Below are 16,915 nucleotides of genomic sequence, written 5' to 3' on the forward strand. Positions count from 1 at the left end.
GGCGGTCAGAGCGCCTGAACGACCACTTCGACGGGCCCGGCGCGTTGCAACGCATTGCGCACCGGCAGGGTGAAGGGCGCGGCGGCGATTTCGAACACATCGCCTTCCTGCGTCGCGATGCCATCGCTGAACGACAGCGTCGCCGTGCCGAAGAAATGGACATGGACGTCGCCGGGACGGCGGAACAGGTCATATTTGAAATGATGATGTTCCAGATTGGCGAAGCTGTGCGACATATTGCCTTCGCCCGACAGGAACGGTTTTTCCCAGATCGGGACGCCATCGCGCAGGATGCGGCTGGCACCCTCGATATGCGCAGGCGGGGTGCCGACCAGCAATTCCGGGCCAAGCGCGGCCTGCCGCAGCTTGGAATGGGCGAGCCACAGATAATTGTGCCGCTCGGTCACATGGTCGCTGAACTCGTTGGCCAGCGCCAGGCCGAGCCGATAGGGCTGGCCGTCATCGCCCATGATGTAGATGCCCGCCAGTTCCGGCTCCTCGCCGCCATCCCTGGCAAAGGCCGGCATGGTCAGCGGTTCGCCCGGCCCCACCAGTTGCGACCCGTCGCCCTTGTAAAACCATTCGGGCTGCTGGCCGACGGCGCCCGGCGCGGGCTTGCCGCCCGCCAGCCCTTCCAGGAACATGCGCATGGAATCGGTCTGGCGTTCCGCCGCCGCTGCCTCGCGGTGCATCTTGTCGCGGCCTTCGGCGGAGCCAAGATGGGTCAGGCCCGTGCCGGTCAACTGGATATGCGCGTCATCGTCATGGTCGATGGGGGCGAGCAATTCGCCCGCTGCAAAGGCCGCGGCAATGTCGATCGCATCGCCCGCGCCTGCCGCATCGACCGCGGCGCTCAGGCTGATGTTACGGGCGATCGCGTCGAGCGCCAGGGCGCGGATGCTGGCATAGCCCGGCACGATATGGGCGGCATCGCCCTGCGCCGCGATGACGGAGCGGACGCCGCTGGGGGCACGATGCTGCAACAGGCGCAATGTCATGAAAAAACTCTCCTCCCGCACGCCATTCGCGGCGCTGGCTGATCCTGAATGATGGCCGATCATGTGCCTGGGCGGCTGCAATATGCAGCAGCGCTTGCGTGATGACTCTCTCAATTACTCCGACATATTACAGGAAGATGGTAATGGCAATGCTTGTATTCTACATCGATCCGTGCCTGATAGGTGCAAGGTGGGAGGAGCCGGGATGGGAAAGGACAGGCCGTCAACAACTGCGCATGCCGCGGAAAACGGGGATTCGGCAAAAGTGGCGCGGGGGCCTGGCAGGCGATTGCACGGGGCGATCGCGCACAAGCTGGGCACGGCGATCTTGTCTGGCCAATATGCGCCGGGCGATGTCCTGTCGGGTGAGGTCGCCTTTGCCGAGGAACTGGACGTGTCGCGCAGCGCCTATCGCGAAGCGATTCAGGTGCTGACCGCCAAGGGATTGGTGGAAAGCCGCCCCAAGGCCGGAACGCGGGTGTTGCCGCGCACCCGCTGGAACCTGCTTGATCCCGAAGTGCTGGGCTGGGCCTTTGCTGGGGAACCCGACATCCAGTTCGTGCGCGACCTGTTCGAGCTGCGCGCCATCGTCGAACCGGCCGCCGCCCGGCTGGCGGCGCAGCGGCGCGACAAGAATGACATCAAGATCATGAAGGACGCGCTGGCCGCGATGCGCCGCCATACGCTGGCGACCGAGCTGGGGCGCGCGGCCGACCGCGATTTTCACAATGCGATCCTCAACGCGACCCGCAACGATGCGCTTCAGGTATTGTCCGCCAGCATCGGATCGGCGGTCAACTGGACCACCCAATATAAGCAGCGCGCCCGTGCCCTGCCGCGCAACCCGATCCCCGACCATGTCCGCGTGTTCGACGCGATCGCGGCGGGAGACGCGGCGGCGGCGGCCGAGGCGATGGGCGTGCTGGTCGATCTGGCGCTGGAGGATACTGCAAGCGCGATGGGGGGATGATCCTGCCCGGTACGGGGAATGAAAAAGGCCGGAGCAGGGTGGTCCTGCTCCGGCCTCTTTTTTGCCCCGAAGTGCGACCCTCGGCTGTTTTTGGCTTATTCCGCGACTGGCTGGTCGGGCAGCGCATGGGTCACTTTCGATCCCCATAGCGCGTAGAACAGGATGTAGAGTTCGCACGCCGCGGTCAGCAGGAACGACCATTGCAGGCCATATTCGTCCGCCAGCCAGCCCTGCACCACGACCAGCGCACCACCGGCGATCGCCATGATCAGCAGGCCGGAGCCTTCCTCGGTCAATGGCCCAAGCCCCTTGATCCCCAACGTGAAGATGGTGGGGAACATGATCGAGTGAAACAGGCCGACCAGGATCAGCGACCACATCGCGATCGGGCCGGTGGTAAATACCGTCACCAGCATGACGATGAACGCCCCGATCGAGAAGGCGGCCAGCACATGGCCTGCATCGAATTTCTGCATGATCGCGGAGCCGGCGAAGCGACCGACCATCATCCCGCCCCACAGCAGGCTGAGATAATTGCCCGCCTGCTCATGGGTCAGGTTGGCGATATCGGGCTGGCTGACGAAATTGACGAACAGGTTGGCGACGCCGATTTCCGCGATCAGATAGATGAAGATGGCCGGGATGCCGAACACCAGATTGCGATGCACCCAGAGCGAGTGCTTCTTGCGCTCTTCCTTGCTGTGACGCGATGTCGCATTGCCCATGGCGGGCAGGGGGAAGCGGGCGATGATGACCGCCAGAACCACCAATATGACCGCGACGATGATATAGGGCAGGATCACCGACTGCGCGTCGGCCAGCCGTTCGGCCTGGGTCAGGACGACATCGCCCTGCGACGTGCCGCCCTTTGACCGGCCTAGGATCAGATAGGCGCCAAACAGGGGGGCAAGCATCGTGCCCGCCGAGTTCATCGCCTGCACCAGATTGAGGCGCGAGGAGGCGGTTTCCGGCTTGCCGACGACCGCGACATAGGGGTTGGCCGCGACCTGCAACAGCGTGATGCCGCTGGCGATGACGAACAGCATGACCAGCGTCACGCCATAGGAGGGGATGGACGCCGCCAGCGTCATGCCCGCTGCGCCCGCCGCCATGATCAGCAGCCCGATGACCATCGACTTCTGATAGCCGACCCGTTCGATCAGCTTGGCCGATGGAATGGAGGCGAAGAAATAGGCGATGAACCAGACCGATTCGATCAGCGTCGTCTGGGTGTAGCTCAGGTCGAACACGCTGCGCAGATGCGGCAGCAGCGTGTTGTTGATGACCGTGATGAAGCCCCACATGAAAAACAGGCTGGCCAGCAGCCCTAGCGCCGGGCCGTAGCGAACGCCGGGATTATGCGCCATCGATGGCGCGGCGGTCGAGGAAACTGGTCCTGCCATTCATCCGTCTCCGTAAATTCCAATGCGGCACAGCCGCTATGAGGGGTTGCATCCGCTTATTTTGTCTGAGTATATTCCCCGAAACCGCCCGTCAATGGGTCATGGTCATAAGAGGAAGCCTCATGCGCAACGTCGCTATTATCAAAACAACGCTGTCATACGCAGTCGCGCTGGCGCTGACAAGCGGGGCGGCGCTCGCCGCCGAAGCCAGCCGCGCGCCCGCCGGAACCCTGGCGGACGGAACCGCGGTCGAGGTGATCAGCCTGACCAACAAGCAGGGCATATCGGCCCGGATACTGACCTATGGCGCGACGCTCCAGTCGCTGTCGATGCCGGACAAGCATGGCAAGGCTGCGGACGTGCTGCTCGGCTATGATGACCTCAAAGACTATGTCGACCATCCCAATTATTTCGGCGTGACCGTGGGCCGCTATGCCAATCGCATCGCGGGCGGCGCCTTCTCGATCGACGGCAAGGCCTATCAGTTGCCGCTCAACGACAAGACCAACAGCCTGCATGGCGGCGGCAAGGGTTTCGACAAGCAGGTCTGGAAAGTCGCCTCCGTCAAGAGCGGGCCGGTCGCAACGCTGGTACTGACATTGACCAGTGCGGATGGCGATTCGGGTTATCCGGGCAAGCTGGACAGCAGCGTCACCTACACGCTGGATGAGGCGGGCAATCTGGGTATCCTATTCGATGCCAAGACGGACAAGCCCACCATCGTCAACATGACCAACCATGCCATTTTCAACCTGGGCGGCGAAGGATCGCCGGACGGGGCGCTGGGCCATCTGCTGACCATTCCGGCCAAAGCCTATACCCCGGTCGATGAAGCGCTGATCCCGACTGGTGAACGCAAGCCGGTGGATGGCAGCGTGTTCGATTTCCGCCAGCCCCGCCGCGTGGCCGACGGCATTCGCGACGGCCGCGATCCGCAGATCGTGTTCGGGCGTGGCTATGACCATAATTGGGCGCTGGACAAGGGGCTGACCAAGACCCCCGAACTGGCCGCCCGGCTGGAAGATCCGGTATCGGGCCGGGTGGTTGAGGTGCTGACGACCGAGCCGGGCGTACAATTTTACGCGGGCAATTTTCTCGACGGTACGCTGGTGGGCAAGGGCGGTCACCTCTATCGCATGGGTGACGGCATCGCGCTGGAGCCGCAGAAATTCCCCGATGCGCCCAACAAGCCCAATTTCGTGTCGGCGCGGGTCGATCCCGGCAAACCCTATCATCACGCGATGGTCTATCGCCTCTCGGTCAAGCGGTGAACCATGGCGCAGTGGCGGATGATCGCGCGCGATGGCGCCGACATGCTGGGCGAAGGGACTATATGGTCGGCGCGGGATGATGCGGTCTATTGGGTCGACATCCTTGCTCCCGCGCTCAACCGACTGTCCCTGAAGGACGGCGCCGTCGAACGCTGGGCAGTGCCCGAACCGCTGGGCTGGGTGGCCGAGCGGGCGGGCGGCGGCTTTATCGGCGGGTTCAAGAGCGGTTTTGCGGAGATCAGCCTCGACCCGCTGACCATCACGCCGATCGGTGACCCGGAACCTGATCTGCCGGGCAATCGCATGAATGATGGCAAGGCCGATGCGCAGGGCCAGATCTGGTGCGGCACGATGGACATGGCGGAGGAAAGCGACAGCGGATCGCTCTATCGCCTGACCCCCGATCTTGTCTGGCAACAGATGGATGCCGGCTATCGCGTCCCCAACGGCCCGGCCTTTTCGCCCTGCGGCAAATGGCTCTATCATAGCGATACGGCCCGCCGGATCATGTATCGCTTCGCCCGGACGGCAGAGGGAATTGCCGATCGGCAACCCTTCATTTCCTTCACGGATGCGGACGGTTATCCCGACGGCATGACCGTGGATGCCGACGGCCATATCTGGGTCGCCCATTGGGGCGGCGGGCGGATCAGCCGGTTCACGCCCGATGGCAGGCTAGACCGCGCCATCGCCTTGCCCGCGCGGCAGGTGACCAACATCTGCTTCGCCGGACCCGACCTGGATCGCATGTTCGTCAGTTCAGCCGCGATCGGCCTGGACGCGACGCCCTATGACGGCGGCTTGTTCGAAGTCGATTGCGGCGGGCGTGGCTTGCCGACCCATCTATTTGCTGGCTGACGTTCGATCGACATATGGGTCGATAAAAGGCGATTGAACTGGGTGCCGAAATCTGCTTAAAGCACCTGGACAGCGTTGTCATTCCTTCTCCAAGACGTACAACGTTGCGATCCCGAACAGCCATAGGCGAACTGCACGCGCCAAAGGCTGTTCGGGACATTTTTCCGCCACCTATGTTCGGTTCGCTGTCGGCTTATCCCGGCTATGGCTGACGCGCGGCGACCCGCACCGGCTTTCGCAGACCTGGCCCCGACAAAAGCAGCGTCGCTTGCGGGCGGAGAATGGAGACAGGGGCGCAAGCCCCTTCCCTGTGCGTGGCTTCCTGCTAAAGCGCCCCCATGCTCAATCTTAACGGTATCACCGTGCGCCTTGGTGGCCGCACCATCCTCGACCGCGCCAGCGCGGCGCTTCCCCCACGCAGCCGGGTCGGCCTGATCGGTCGCAATGGCGCGGGCAAGTCGACGCTGATGAAGGTCATGATCGGCCAACTCGATCCCGACGATGGCAGTTGCGACATGCCGCGCGACACACGCCTTGGCTATATTGCGCAGGAAGCCCCCAGCGGCACGGCGACCCCGTTCGAGACGGTGCTGGAGGCGGACAAGGAGCGCGCCGCATTGATGGCGGAGGCCGAGCATACCGAAGACCCCGATCGCCTGGGCCATATCTATGAGCGGCTGACCAGCATCGACGCCTATACCGCGCCCGCCCGCGCCGCGCGCATATTGGTGGGCCTTGGCTTTGACGAGGAAATGCAGGGGCGTCCGCTCGACAGCTATTCGGGCGGCTGGAAAATGCGGGTGGCGCTCGCCTCGCTGCTCTTCTCCAATCCCGACCTGCTGCTGCTCGACGAGCCGTCGAACCATCTCGACCTTGAAGCAACGATGTGGCTGGAAAATTTCCTGAAAGCCTATCGGGGCACGGTGGTCGTCATCAGTCATGAGCGTGACCTGCTCAACAATGTCGTCGATTATATCCTCCATCTGGAGGGCGGCAAGGTCACCCTCTATCCCGGTGGCTATGACGCATTCGAGCGACAACGGGCCGAACGCCTGGCCCAGCTTGAATCGGCGCGGGTCAAGCAGCAGGCCGAGCGGGAGAAATTGCAGGATTATGTCGCCCGCAACTCCGCGCGCGCATCGACCGCGAAGCAGGCCCAGTCGCGCGCCAAGGCACTGGCGCGGATGCAGCCGATTGCGGCGGCGATCGAAGACCCCACGCTGGCGTTCAGCTTCCCCAGCCCGCCCGAACTGCGCCCGCCGCTGATCACCATGGACATGGCGGCGGTCGGCTATGGCGACACGCCGATCCTGCGCCGGGTCAATCTGCGCATCGACCCGGACGACCGGCTGGCGCTGCTGGGCCGCAACGGCAACGGCAAGACGACGCTGGCCCGCCTGATCGCGGCGCAACTCGCGCCGATGGAAGGGCAGATGCAAAGCTCGTCCAAGATGCAGGTTGGCTATTTCACCCAATATCAGGTGGAGGAACTGGACGTCACCGACACGCCGCTGGAACATATGACCCGCGTGATGAAGGGTGCGACCCCCGGCGCGGTGCGCGCGCAACTGGGGCGGTTCGGCTTTTCGGGCGAACGCGCAATCCAGAAGGTCGGGAGCATGTCCGGTGGCGAGCGGGCGCGGCTGGCGCTGGCGCTCATCACCCGTGATGCGCCGCATTTGCTGATCCTCGACGAACCGACCAACCATCTGGACGTCGACAGCCGCGAGGCGCTGGTGCAGGCGCTCAACGATTATAATGGCGCGGTGGTGATCGTCAGCCATGACCGGCACATGATCGAACTGGTGGCCGACCGGCTGGTGCTGGTCGATGGCGGGACGGCCCAGCCGTTCGATGGCAGTCTGGAGGATTATACCGACATCGTCCTGCGCAAGGCCGATGGCAACAGCAGCGGCGACGCGCCCAAGGTCGATCGCAAGGCCGACAAGAAGGCGGCTGCCGAATGGCGCGAAAAGCAGAAGGCGCTCAAAAACGCCGTCTCCCGCGCCGAAAAGGAAATGGCGGCGCTGATCGCCGAGCGCAAGCGGATCGACGCCGTGCTGTTCGATCCCAAGGCCGCCACCGGGGCGGAAGCGAAGATGACGACCAGCGAACTGATGGTGAAGCGCGCCGCGGTGGAAAAGAAGCTGGAAGCAGCGGAGGAAGTCTGGATGGAAGCAGGCGCGGCGCTGGAAGCGGGCTGAAACCCCTTCAGCGCCCGATCAGGATGAACGGCGCCCAGATATAGGGCTGTGCCGCATCGGCCCGCCCTGACCGCATCAGCTTGCGCATCGCCTTCTGGAGCGCCACGGCACGGGGCGTCCCCCGGTTGGCGGCTTTCACTGTTTCGAGCGTCACGAAAGCGCTGGCATCGTCGCGCACCGGCCAGTGCGATACCAGCAGCGATCCCGCCCCTGCATAGCGGAACGCCTGCGCCAGTCCCGAATAGGCCGGTGCCTGCGCGCTGTCGCCCGCCGCCGTGTTGCAGGCCGACAGGATCACCCAGTCCGCGCCGATCCGCATTGCCGCGACCTCCGAAGCGGTCAGCAGTCCGTCATCGCCGGTGCCGGGGGAGGGCGGAGACAGGACCAGCGCCGGTTCGGTCACGCCCTCCATCTGGCCGCTGACCAGTCCGTGGGTCGCAAACAGGATGACGGAATAGGGCGCGAGATCCTGCGCGCGCAGCGCCGCTTCGCTTGCCTGCGCCCCGACCAGCAGGGTGGCGCGATCCGTGCCGAAGCGATCCGCCACGGCGCGCAATTCGGCGAGCGATCCGGGCAGGGACGGCAGTTCGGACAAGGCAGCCGCATCGGCCGTGCCGCCGCGAAAATAATGGTTCGCCGCGAGCAGCGCAGGTGCCGCTGGCCTCGCCCCGGCGGCAAAGGGGGCAGGCGCGCCGACGCCCAGAAAGCTCTGGTTACGCATGGCGATCCGCTGTGGCGCCGCCGGGCCGGTGGCAAAGCCGGGCTGTACCTCTATCGCGAAGCGGCGGATCAGCCAAGGCGTATCCCGATCGATCGTAACGACAGGCCGTTGCGGCAGCATCGCGAAGGGCAGCGAGGCGAAAGCGCCGGTGGGCACGATCCGCAACGCCTTTGCCTTGCCCAGCCGGGCGAGGATGGTGGGCGTGAAGATCTGGGCATAGAGATCATGCGCAGCGGTCCGGTCGAACCCGCCGGGTGTCATCGTGCCGCGCAGCCGGTCGACCAGCGCGACCATGGCGGCGCGGCCCAACCCCGTGCGCTCCACGGTCGCGCCGTCGGCATCGACCGCCAGCAGATACACCCCGTCAAAGGCGGGCATCACCGCCAGCAAGGCTTCGTCCTGCGCCAATCCCGCGCGCAATGTCGCAAGGTCGGGCCGGATGCCGCCGCGCGCTTCGATCCAGCGGGGATAGTCGCGGGCGATGGCGGCCCGTTCGGCCTCGGCAATGGCCTCCACGGCGGAACGGGCGGCGCGCGCGGCGTCGACATCCTTGTCGGTTGCCAGCGCCTTGAGCAACGCGCTGTCCGCCTTGGCCAGCGCCTTCAGCTTGTCCTGCAAGGTGCGGACCCGCGCGGCGAGCGCTGGATCGGCCACCAGCCGCTCTGCCACCAGCCTGTTGGCCTGGGCAATGCGCGATCCGGCCAGAATCGCCATGGCGTCCAGCGCCAGCGCCGGGTCGTTCGCCTGCACCGCGATCTTGAGGATAGTGTCGAGCGCGGCGCGCTGTTCCTCATTCAGATCACCATCATCGTCGAGCGACTGGCTTTCGCGCAGCAGCCCGGCCATTTGCCGCGCCGCCGCGACAGCGCCGTCGCCCTGTGCCCAGGCGGCCATCATGGCGGCATTGGCCAGCGCGAAGGCAGGCGCATCATCGATCTGCCGGGTTTCACGCAGATAATCGGCGGCGGCGGCCCGCGCGGCGTCCTGCTGGCTGGTGGCGATCAGCGCGGGGACGAGCAGCGGATAGACACGCTGCCCCATGTCCCGATCGCTGGCGGTTGGGGTGCGGACGCGGTCCATCGCCGTGCGCGTACGCTCGATCACCTCCTTCGGCCGTCCCGACGCGGCACTGGCAACGGCGGCAAAGGCCAGCGCGCGCGCGCCTTGCGGGCTATTGTCGCCCTCGATCGCCCGAAAGCCGCGCTCCGCCTCCAGAAACAGTGGCTCGGCATCACTATAGCGTTCCATCGGCAACAGCACGCCAGCCATGTTATAGAGGCCGAAATGATAGAAGAGGCTCTTCGTCCCCACCGTCTCGCGCTTGATGGCGATGGAGCGCTCCATATAATCCAGGCTCTCCGCGCGTCGCCCCGTGCGCGCCAGCAGCAGTCCCAGCATTTCCAGCGACCGATGATAGCTGGGATGTTTGCGATCGACATGGTCGGTCGCGATATTGACCGCCAGCCGCGCATATTGTTCCGCCTCAACCAGCCGCGCCGCGCGATAGAGCATCTGCGCATAGGTGTAGGTCGCGGCCACCGTATCGGGATGATTGGGGCCAAGGCTGGTCGTGCGCGCGTCCAGGCTGGCGCGCTGGGCGTCGACGGCTTCGCCATAACGCCCCAGTCGCGATAGCGCCTGCGCGTGGGAAAAGGCGATGTTGGACTTGAGCATATAGTCCGCTTCGGAAAGCGCCTTTGGCCCGACGCGCGCGAAATAGCCGTCGGCATAGGCGCTGGCCTGCGCCAGCGTCTCTGCCCCGGCGGTGACGTCGCCGATGATCGACTGGACATAGCCCTTGACCGACATGCCTTCCAGCCAGGGGATGGGATAGGCGTCGCGGAACGGCGCGATCAGCGCCAGCCCCTTGTCCACATGGGCGAGGGCGGAGGGATTCTTGCCCTCGATCTGGTCCATGGACCCCAGCTTGATCAGGCCGACGCCCGCCAGCGGATGAGGGTGGTTGCCCACGCGCACCTTCATCGCCTTGTCGTGCAACGCGGCCCAGGCGTCGCGCGTCTTTTGCGACATCGACTGGGCGAAATCGTCATTTTCGAACAGGGTCGTCGCTTTTTCATCGAGCGCGCGCAATTGGGCGTGGCGCGGATCGTCGACGCGAAAGCCCGGCACGGTCTGGGCAACGCCCGGCAGCACCGGCATCGTCGCCAGCGCCAGCATCACGGCTATCCTGCCTGCCAAAAGCCCCATCGCCTGTCCCCTGACTCTGCCCCTACGGCATCCTTTGCGGGCGCGGGGGCTTTGGCGTCAAGTTACAAGCGTTCGGGCCGGACGATCATGCCAGGGTCAGGCGCCAGTCCCAGCGCAGCGGATCGCCATCCATGACATCGACCCCGCGCGCGATCAGGGCGTCGCGTATCTCGTCCGACAGGGCGAAATCCTTGTCGGCGCGCGCGGCGGCACGGCGTTCCAGTTCCGCCTCAATCTCTTCCGGCGCGATCTGCGCATCCTTGGGCTGGAGGCGCAGGTCCGCGCGGGTCAGGGTCATGAGGTTAAGACCCAGCGCCGCGTCGAAGGCCGCGATCAGGCAGAGTTTCTCATCCACCGGCACTTTCTTGAGCGCAATAGCCTCTTCCAGCAAAGGCAGCGCGCGCGGCGTCATCAGGTCATCGCTGATCGCCGCGTCAAACTGCTCCAGCAGGGGCGCGAGTTTGGGGTGCATGTTGGCGCGCAGATAGTCGAGCCGGGGCGATTGCCACGTCACCCCTTCGGCGCGGGCTTTCAGACCCTCGACGCCCATGACCAGCCTCTTCAGACGGGTGAGTGCCGCGCCGACACCCTCTGCGCTGAATTCCAGTTCGCTGCGATAATGCGCGCCCAGGCACAGCAACCGATAGGCCAGCGGATGCACGCCTGCGTCGATCAGCGAAAAGAGCGTGGTGAAACCGCCCTTCGACTTGCTCATCTTGCCGCTGCGATCGACCAGGAAATTATTGTGCATCCACCAGCGCGCGCCGGTGAAGCCCGCTTCCGCCGCGCCGACATCCGGGCCGCAGCAGGCGTGGAAGGCCTGATTCTGGGCAATTTCATTGGGATGATGGATTTCGCGATGGTCGATGCCGCCGGTATGGATGTCGAACGGATGGCCAAGGCGCGCCTGGCTCATCACCGAACATTCCAGATGCCAACCCGGCGCGCCCTTGCCCCACGGACTGTCCCATTCCATCTGCCGCTGTTCGCCGGACGGCGACTTGCGCCAGATCGCAAAGTCGGACGGGTTGCGCTTGCCCGCGACCGGATCGATCCGGGCATGGGCGGCATCGTCCCGCCCGCCAGCCAGCGCGCCATAATCAGGCACGGTCGCGCTGTCGAAATAGAGGCCGCTGTCCAGTTCATAGCAATGTGCTGGCGCGATCCGCTCGGCAAATGCGATCATCTGCGGCACATAGTCGGTCGCGACCGTCCATTCGCTGGGCGCGATGATGTTGAGGTCGGCGATATTCTGCTTGAAAGCCTGCGTATAGTGGGCGGCAATGTCCCAGATGCTCTTGGCGCTGGCGCGGGCCGCCGCCTCCATCTTGTCATCGCCCGCATCCGCGTCGCTGGTCAGATGGCCGACATCGGTGATGTTGATGATGTGGGTGACCGACAGCCCCTTCCACAGCAGCGTCCGCCGCAAAGTGTCGGTAAAGACATAGGCGCGCAAATTGCCCAGATGCGCATAATTATAGACGGTCGGTCCGCAGCTATAGACGCGCGCATGATTGTCCTCGATCGGCGCGAACGGCTCGATCGTGCGGGTCAGGCTGTTGAACAGGCGCAAGGGCGCTGCGATATGCTGGTCGTCGGACATGGCGCAGAGCGATGACGCGAAGCGGCGCATGGGTCAATAAGAAGAAATCCTCGCCGCGCGGGGGAAGAACCGAGAATTTGTAATAAAATGTTGCGCCGGCCTCTGGCTCTTGTACCGGCGCGTTCCTCCGCCAATATGGTTGGTGCGGGCCGGGCCCCTCTGACGCGCTGGACTTCTCCCCCCTGGTCCAGCCGTGATGTCGGACCGCATCGGGTGCGCCCGGTGCAGGTTTTGCGGCAATTCCCCCCTCATATGCCGCAGGAGACCGCACCGGGCCACTCGAACCATATCTTGATGGATGGAGTGACCTTACGTGAATAATCCCGTTCGTATGCCGGGCTATGGTGCGAGCCGCACGGCGCAGACCGACGCCGGGCTGCGCGCGCATATGCTGGGCGTTTTCCGCAATATGGGCCTGGGTCTGGTGATCACCGGGCTGGTCGCGGCGTTCATCGGCAATACGCCGGTGCTGGCCGCTGCCATCTTCGGTACGCCGCTCAAATGGGTGGCGATCTTCGCGCCGCTGGCCTTTGTGTTTTTCTTCAGCTTCCGCATCGAAAAGATGACGACCGCAGGCGCACGCATGGCCTTCTGGGCCTTTTCCGCCGTGATGGGCGTGTCGCTGGCCAGCGTTTTTCTGGTGTTTACCGGCGGCAGCATCGCGCAGGCCTTTTTCTCGGCCGCCGTCATGTTCCTGGCCATGTCGCTGTGGGGATATACCACGCAGCGTGACCTGACGAAGATGGGCAGCTTTTTGATCATGGGCCTCATTGGCATCATCGTCGCCAGCCTGATCAATCTTTTCATCGGATCGTCGGCGATGGCGATGGTTATCTCGATCCTGGGCGTGGTGATCTTCACGGGCCTGACCGCCTGGGATACGCAGCGGATCAAGTCGGAATATTTCGCCTATGCCGGCCATGAAATCGCGGCGAAGATGCAGGTCATGGGCGCGCTGTCGCTGTACCTGAACTTCGTCAACCTGTTCCAGATGCTCCTCAGCCTCACCGGCGAGCGGGAGTAAGCGGATGCGGGACCAAGCGGCCGTATCGGCCATGCTCTGCCCGGTCTGTCACGTCGGATTGGCGATGACGGATCGGCAGGGGGTCGAAATCGACTATTGCCCGCAATGCCGGGGCGTGTGGCTGGACCGGGGTGAACTGGACAAGATTATCGACCGGGCCATGTCCGACACGGCTGCGTCGGCCCGGCCAGCGCCCTTCGCGCAACCCAGCTACCGCCCGGACCGCGATTATCGCGACGACGGGCGGGGCTACCCGAAAAAGCGCAAGAAGAGCTTTCTGGAAGAGCTGTTCGATTGATGGAAAGGCCGGTCCTGCTGGGCCGGCCTTTTTCTAGTTCTTCCACCGTCATGCCAGCGAACGCTGGCATCCCACTTCTTTTCGCTGCCCGTCAGTCCAGATGCAACGTATCGAACAAATCGACCCATTTGGGATTGATGCTCTCGATCAATTCGACTTTCCACTCTCTCTTCCAAGCCTTCATCGCTTTTTCCCGTGCGATTGCGTCCATGATTGTCTCGTGCCGCTCAGCATAGACCAGCCGGTCGAGCCGATAGCGTCTGCAGAAATCCGACCCGATGCCTTCGCGGTGCTGCATAGCACGGTGCGGCAGGCTGGAGGTAACGCCGACATACAGCACGCCGTATGCACGGTTTGTCATGACGTATACCCAGCCGCCCCTCATGGAAGTCAAGTTGCTTCAAAAGGCAGGGAGATGCCAGCCTGCGCTGGCATGACGGACAAAATCATGATCGTCATGCCAATGAAGGCTGGAATGTCACTTACTCTTTGAAACCCGACCTCAATGCGCGGCGCCCCAACTTGGCCCCGTGCCGATTTCCACGCCCAACGGCACGCTCAGTTTTACGATCGGCTCGGCGGCGCTTTCCATGACGCGGCGGATCACCGCGCTGGCGGCGTCCACATCGTCCTCCGGCAGTTCGAACACCAGTTCGTCATGCACTTGCAGCAGCATCCTGACGCCCGGCAGCCCCGCTGCCTCCAGCGCCGGTTCCATGCGCGCCATCGCCCGTTTGATGATGTCGGCGCTGGTCCCCTGGATCGGTGCGTTGATCGCGGCGCGTTCGGCGCCCTGCCGTTCGTGCTGGATCGATGCGCGGATGCGCGGGAACCAGGTTTTTCGCCCGAATAAAGTCTCGGTATAGCCGCGCTCCCGCGCCTTCTCGATCGTTTCGTTGATATAGATGCTGATGCCGGGGAAGCGCTCATAATATTTGGCGATCATCTCCTGCGCCTCGTCCGCGCTGATCTCCAGCCGTCCGGCCAGTCCCCAGCGGGAAATGCCGTAGAGGATCGCGAAGTTGATCGTCTTAGCCCGCCCGCGCGTGTCGCGGTTGACCTCGCCAAACAGCTCCTTGGCGGTCGCCGCGTGAATATCCTCGCCCGCCGCGAACGCCTCTTTCAGCGCAGGCACGTCGGCCATATGCGCGGCCAGCCGCAATTCGATCTGGCTATAGTCCGCCGCCAATATGACATTGCTTGGTTCCGCGACAAAGGCGTGGCGGATCTGCCGCCCGACTTCGGTGCGGATCGGGATATTTTGCAGGTTGGGATCGGTCGAGGAAAGCCGTCCGGTCTGCGCCCCGGTCAGCGAGTAACTGGTGTGGACCCGGCCTGTATCCTTGTTGATCTGGGCTTGCAGCGCGTCGGTATAGGTGGATTTCAGTTTGGAAAGCTGACGCCATTCCAATATTTTGCTGGCGATCGGCGCGCCTTGCGCGGCCAGTTGCTCAAGGATGGTGACGTCGGTGGAATAGGCACCCGACTTGCCCTTCTTGCCGCCCTTATAGCCCATCTTGTCGAACAGGATCGCGCCCAGTTGCTGGGTCGATCCGATCGCGAAGGGTTGCCCGGCCAGTTCGTGAATCTCCGTCTCCAGCGCGGCGATGCCAGCGGTAAATTCGCCCGACAGCCGCGCCAGATGCTCGCGGTCCACCTTGATCCCGCGATGCTCCATCCGCGCGATCACCGGCACCAGCGGACGGTCGACCAGTTCATAGACGCGGTTTGCGCCTTCATTGGCTACCCGCGTCTTGAACAGCTTCCACAGGCGCAGCGTCACGTCCGCATCCTCGGCGGCATAGGCGGTCGCCTTGTCCAGCGGCACTTCTGCAAAGCTGATCTGGCTCTTGCCGGTGCCGACCACCTCCTTGAAGCTGATACACTCATGATTGAGGTGCGTGCGTGCTGCCTCATCCATGCCGTGGCCCGACAGGCTTTGACCGGCATCCAGGTCGAAGCTCATGACGATCGTGTCGTCGAACGGCGTGACGGCGATGTCGTGCCGCCGCAGCACGGTCATGTCATATTTCAGATTTTGCCCCACTTTCAGGACTGCATCATCCTCCAGCAGCGGTTTGAGCTTCGCCAGCACGGTCGCCAGCGGCAATTGCTCCGGCTTTTCGGCAAACATGTCGCGCCCCCCATGGCCGATCGGGATATAGCAGGCCTTGTTGGGGCCGGTCGCCAGGCTCACGCCAACCAACTGGCAGGACACGCAATCGAGCATGTCGGTTTCGGTATCGACCGCGACGATCCCTTCCGCCGTCGCCTGTGCGATCCAGCGGTCGAGCGCTTCTTCGCTGACGACGGTTTCATACAGGCTGCGGTCGATCGCCGTTTCCTGCGGCGCGACCGGGGTGGCGACGGGTTCCGGCACGCCGGAGGCAACCGCGGCCACCGCGACGGCGGCGGCTGCGGCGCCCAGCCGGTTGAGCAGCGTCTTGAAGCCGTGATGCGTCAGGAAATCCTGCAACGGCTCCTTGGGAATACCCTTGAGCGCCAGATCCTCCAACGGTTCGGGCAGATCCATACTGTCGTGCAGCGCCACCAGCCGCCGCGACAGGCGCGCCATGTCGGCATGGGCGATCAGATTTTCCTGCATTTTGGACTTCTTCATCGCCGGCGCTGCCTCCAGCGCCGCTTCCAGCCCGCCATATTCGACGATCAGCTTGGCCGCCGTCTTGGGGCCGATGCCCGGCACACCCGGCACATTGTCCACGCTGTCGCCCATCAGCGCGAGCACGTCGCCAAGTTGCTCTGGCTGTACGCCGAATTTGCCGACGACATAATCGGCCCCGCGCCGTTCATTCTTCATCGTATCATACATGTCGACGCCCGGCTGGATCAGCTGCATCAGATCCTTGTCCGAACTCACGATGGTGACATGCCATCCCGCCGCAATCGCCGCCCTGGTATAGCTGGCGATCAGGTCGTCCGCTTCATATCCCGCCTCCTCGATACAGGGGAGGGAGAAGGCGCGGGTCGCGTCCCGAATCATCGGGAATTGCGGGACCAGATCTTCGGGCGCGGGCGGGCGGTTCGCCTTATACTGGTCGTACATATCGTTGCGGAAGGTGTGCGACCCCTTGTCCAAGATCACCGCCATATGCGTTGGTCCTTCCGCCTTGCCCAGTTCCTCCGCCAGTTTCCACAGCATCGTCGTATAGCCATAGACAGCGCCGACCGGCTGGCCATGCTGGTTGGTGAGCGGCGGGAGCTGGTGATAGGCGCGAAAAATATAGCCGCTGCCATCGACGAGATAGAGGTGATTCTGGGTCATGGGGAAGGGGGATAGCGGGTTACGCATCCTCCCTCCAGTCGTCAGGTCGACAGAAAGCTCGGCGACCGGACCCG

At 63.9% G+C, this 16,915-nt stretch carries 12 protein-coding genes; 6 read left to right on the forward strand and 6 right to left on the reverse strand.

What is annotated here, in order from left to right; translation table 11 throughout:
- Nucleotides 1-5 precede the first annotated feature (5 nt).
- Nucleotides 6-998: an AraD1 family protein gene (araD1, locus tag CJD35_RS07415; protein WP_026002514.1), complete on the reverse strand. Its 993-nt coding sequence runs from the start codon at nt 996-998 to the stop codon at nt 6-8.
- 205 nt (nt 999-1,203) lie between these two features.
- Here araD1 and CJD35_RS07420 point away from each other — a divergent pair, with 205 nt between their 5' ends.
- Nucleotides 1,204-1,968: a FadR/GntR family transcriptional regulator gene (locus CJD35_RS07420; RefSeq protein WP_026002515.1), complete on the forward strand. Its 765-nt coding sequence runs from the start codon at nt 1,204-1,206 to the stop codon at nt 1,966-1,968.
- A gap of 95 nt (nt 1,969-2,063) precedes the next feature.
- Here CJD35_RS07420 and CJD35_RS07425 read toward each other — a convergent pair whose 3' ends face one another.
- Entirely contained in the window at nt 2,064-3,371 is a 1,308-nt protein-coding gene (locus tag CJD35_RS07425) for a sugar MFS transporter (protein WP_026002516.1), read from the reverse strand.
- 122 nt (nt 3,372-3,493) lie between these two features.
- Between CJD35_RS07425 and CJD35_RS07430 the strand changes: the two genes are divergently transcribed.
- The 3 genes from CJD35_RS07430 (at nt 3,494) to CJD35_RS07440 (ending at nt 7,704) form a co-directional block, all read left to right on the forward strand.
- Nucleotides 3,494-4,642, forward strand: a complete 1,149-nt coding sequence (locus CJD35_RS07430) for an aldose epimerase family protein (protein WP_017183806.1) — start codon at nt 3,494-3,496, stop codon at nt 4,640-4,642.
- A 3-nt stretch (nt 4,643-4,645) separates the two neighbouring features.
- Nucleotides 4,646-5,500 (forward strand): SMP-30/gluconolactonase/LRE family protein, encoded by an 855-nt coding sequence (locus tag CJD35_RS07435; RefSeq protein ID WP_026002517.1) that lies wholly within the window; start codon nt 4,646-4,648, stop codon nt 5,498-5,500.
- A gap of 338 nt (nt 5,501-5,838) precedes the next feature.
- A complete protein-coding gene (locus CJD35_RS07440; RefSeq protein WP_017183808.1) occupies nt 5,839-7,704 on the forward strand; it encodes an ABC-F family ATP-binding cassette domain-containing protein in 1,866 nt (621 codons plus the stop codon).
- Between the two features lie 7 nt (nt 7,705-7,711).
- Here the strand turns inward: CJD35_RS07440 and CJD35_RS07445 are convergent, their stop codons facing one another.
- Together CJD35_RS07445 and CJD35_RS07450 are read right to left on the reverse strand one after the other, a co-directional pair.
- Entirely contained in the window at nt 7,712-10,603 is a 2,892-nt protein-coding gene (locus CJD35_RS07445; RefSeq protein ID WP_095686971.1) for a CHAT domain-containing protein, read from the reverse strand.
- A 115-nt stretch (nt 10,604-10,718) separates the two neighbouring features.
- Nucleotides 10,719-12,236 (reverse strand): cysteine--tRNA ligase, encoded by a 1,518-nt coding sequence (locus CJD35_RS07450; protein WP_026002518.1) that lies wholly within the window; start codon nt 12,234-12,236, stop codon nt 10,719-10,721.
- Between the two features lie 331 nt (nt 12,237-12,567).
- On the opposite strand from CJD35_RS07450, the gene CJD35_RS07455 reads away from it, so the two are divergent.
- Both CJD35_RS07455 and CJD35_RS07460 read left to right on the forward strand, forming a co-directional pair.
- Nucleotides 12,568-13,260: a Bax inhibitor-1/YccA family protein gene (locus CJD35_RS07455; protein ID WP_017183811.1), complete on the forward strand. Its 693-nt coding sequence runs from the start codon at nt 12,568-12,570 to the stop codon at nt 13,258-13,260.
- Between the two features lie 4 nt (nt 13,261-13,264).
- The gene (locus CJD35_RS07460) at nt 13,265-13,558 is read left to right on the forward strand and encodes a TFIIB-type zinc ribbon-containing protein (RefSeq protein WP_026002520.1); all 294 of its coding nucleotides are present in this window, start codon (nt 13,265-13,267) and stop codon (nt 13,556-13,558) included.
- A 91-nt stretch (nt 13,559-13,649) separates the two neighbouring features.
- Here the strand turns inward: CJD35_RS07460 and CJD35_RS07465 are convergent, their stop codons facing one another.
- On the reverse strand, nt 13,650-13,943 hold the full coding sequence (locus CJD35_RS07465) for a GIY-YIG nuclease family protein (protein ID WP_017183813.1): 294 nt from the start codon (nt 13,941-13,943) through the stop codon (nt 13,650-13,652).
- Nucleotides 13,944-14,060: 117 nt separating this feature from the next.
- A complete protein-coding gene (polA, locus tag CJD35_RS07470) occupies nt 14,061-16,841 on the reverse strand; it encodes a DNA polymerase I (RefSeq protein ID WP_017183814.1) in 2,781 nt (926 codons plus the stop codon).
- Between the last annotated feature and the right edge of the window lie 74 nt (nt 16,842-16,915).

The organism is Sphingobium xenophagum (assembly GCF_002288285.1).
GTDB lineage: Bacteria > Pseudomonadota > Alphaproteobacteria > Sphingomonadales > Sphingomonadaceae > Sphingobium > Sphingobium xenophagum.

Coding starts and splice junctions, on each gene's coding strand:
- CJD35_RS07460 (WP_026002520.1), top strand. CDS start 13,265: ATGCGGGACCAAGCGGCCGTATCGGCCATGCTCTGCCCGGTCTGTCAC.
- CJD35_RS07450 (WP_026002518.1), bottom strand. CDS start 12,236: ATGTCCGACGACCAGCATATCGCAGCGCCCTTGCGCCTGTTCAACAGC.
- CJD35_RS07420 (WP_026002515.1), top strand. CDS start 1,204: ATGGGAAAGGACAGGCCGTCAACAACTGCGCATGCCGCGGAAAACGGG.
- CJD35_RS07440 (WP_017183808.1), top strand. CDS start 5,839: ATGCTCAATCTTAACGGTATCACCGTGCGCCTTGGTGGCCGCACCATC.
- CJD35_RS07465 (WP_017183813.1), bottom strand. CDS start 13,943: ATGAGGGGCGGCTGGGTATACGTCATGACAAACCGTGCATACGGCGTG.
- CJD35_RS07430 (WP_017183806.1), top strand. CDS start 3,494: ATGCGCAACGTCGCTATTATCAAAACAACGCTGTCATACGCAGTCGCG.
- CJD35_RS07435 (WP_026002517.1), top strand. CDS start 4,646: ATGGCGCAGTGGCGGATGATCGCGCGCGATGGCGCCGACATGCTGGGC.
- araD1 (WP_026002514.1), bottom strand. CDS start 998: ATGACATTGCGCCTGTTGCAGCATCGTGCCCCCAGCGGCGTCCGCTCC.
- polA (WP_017183814.1), bottom strand. CDS start 16,841: ATGACCCAGAATCACCTCTATCTCGTCGATGGCAGCGGCTATATTTTT.
- CJD35_RS07425 (WP_026002516.1), bottom strand. CDS start 3,371: ATGGCAGGACCAGTTTCCTCGACCGCCGCGCCATCGATGGCGCATAAT.
- CJD35_RS07445 (WP_095686971.1), bottom strand. CDS start 10,603: ATGCTGGCGCTGGCGACGATGCCGGTGCTGCCGGGCGTTGCCCAGACC.
- CJD35_RS07455 (WP_017183811.1), top strand. CDS start 12,568: ATGCCGGGCTATGGTGCGAGCCGCACGGCGCAGACCGACGCCGGGCTG.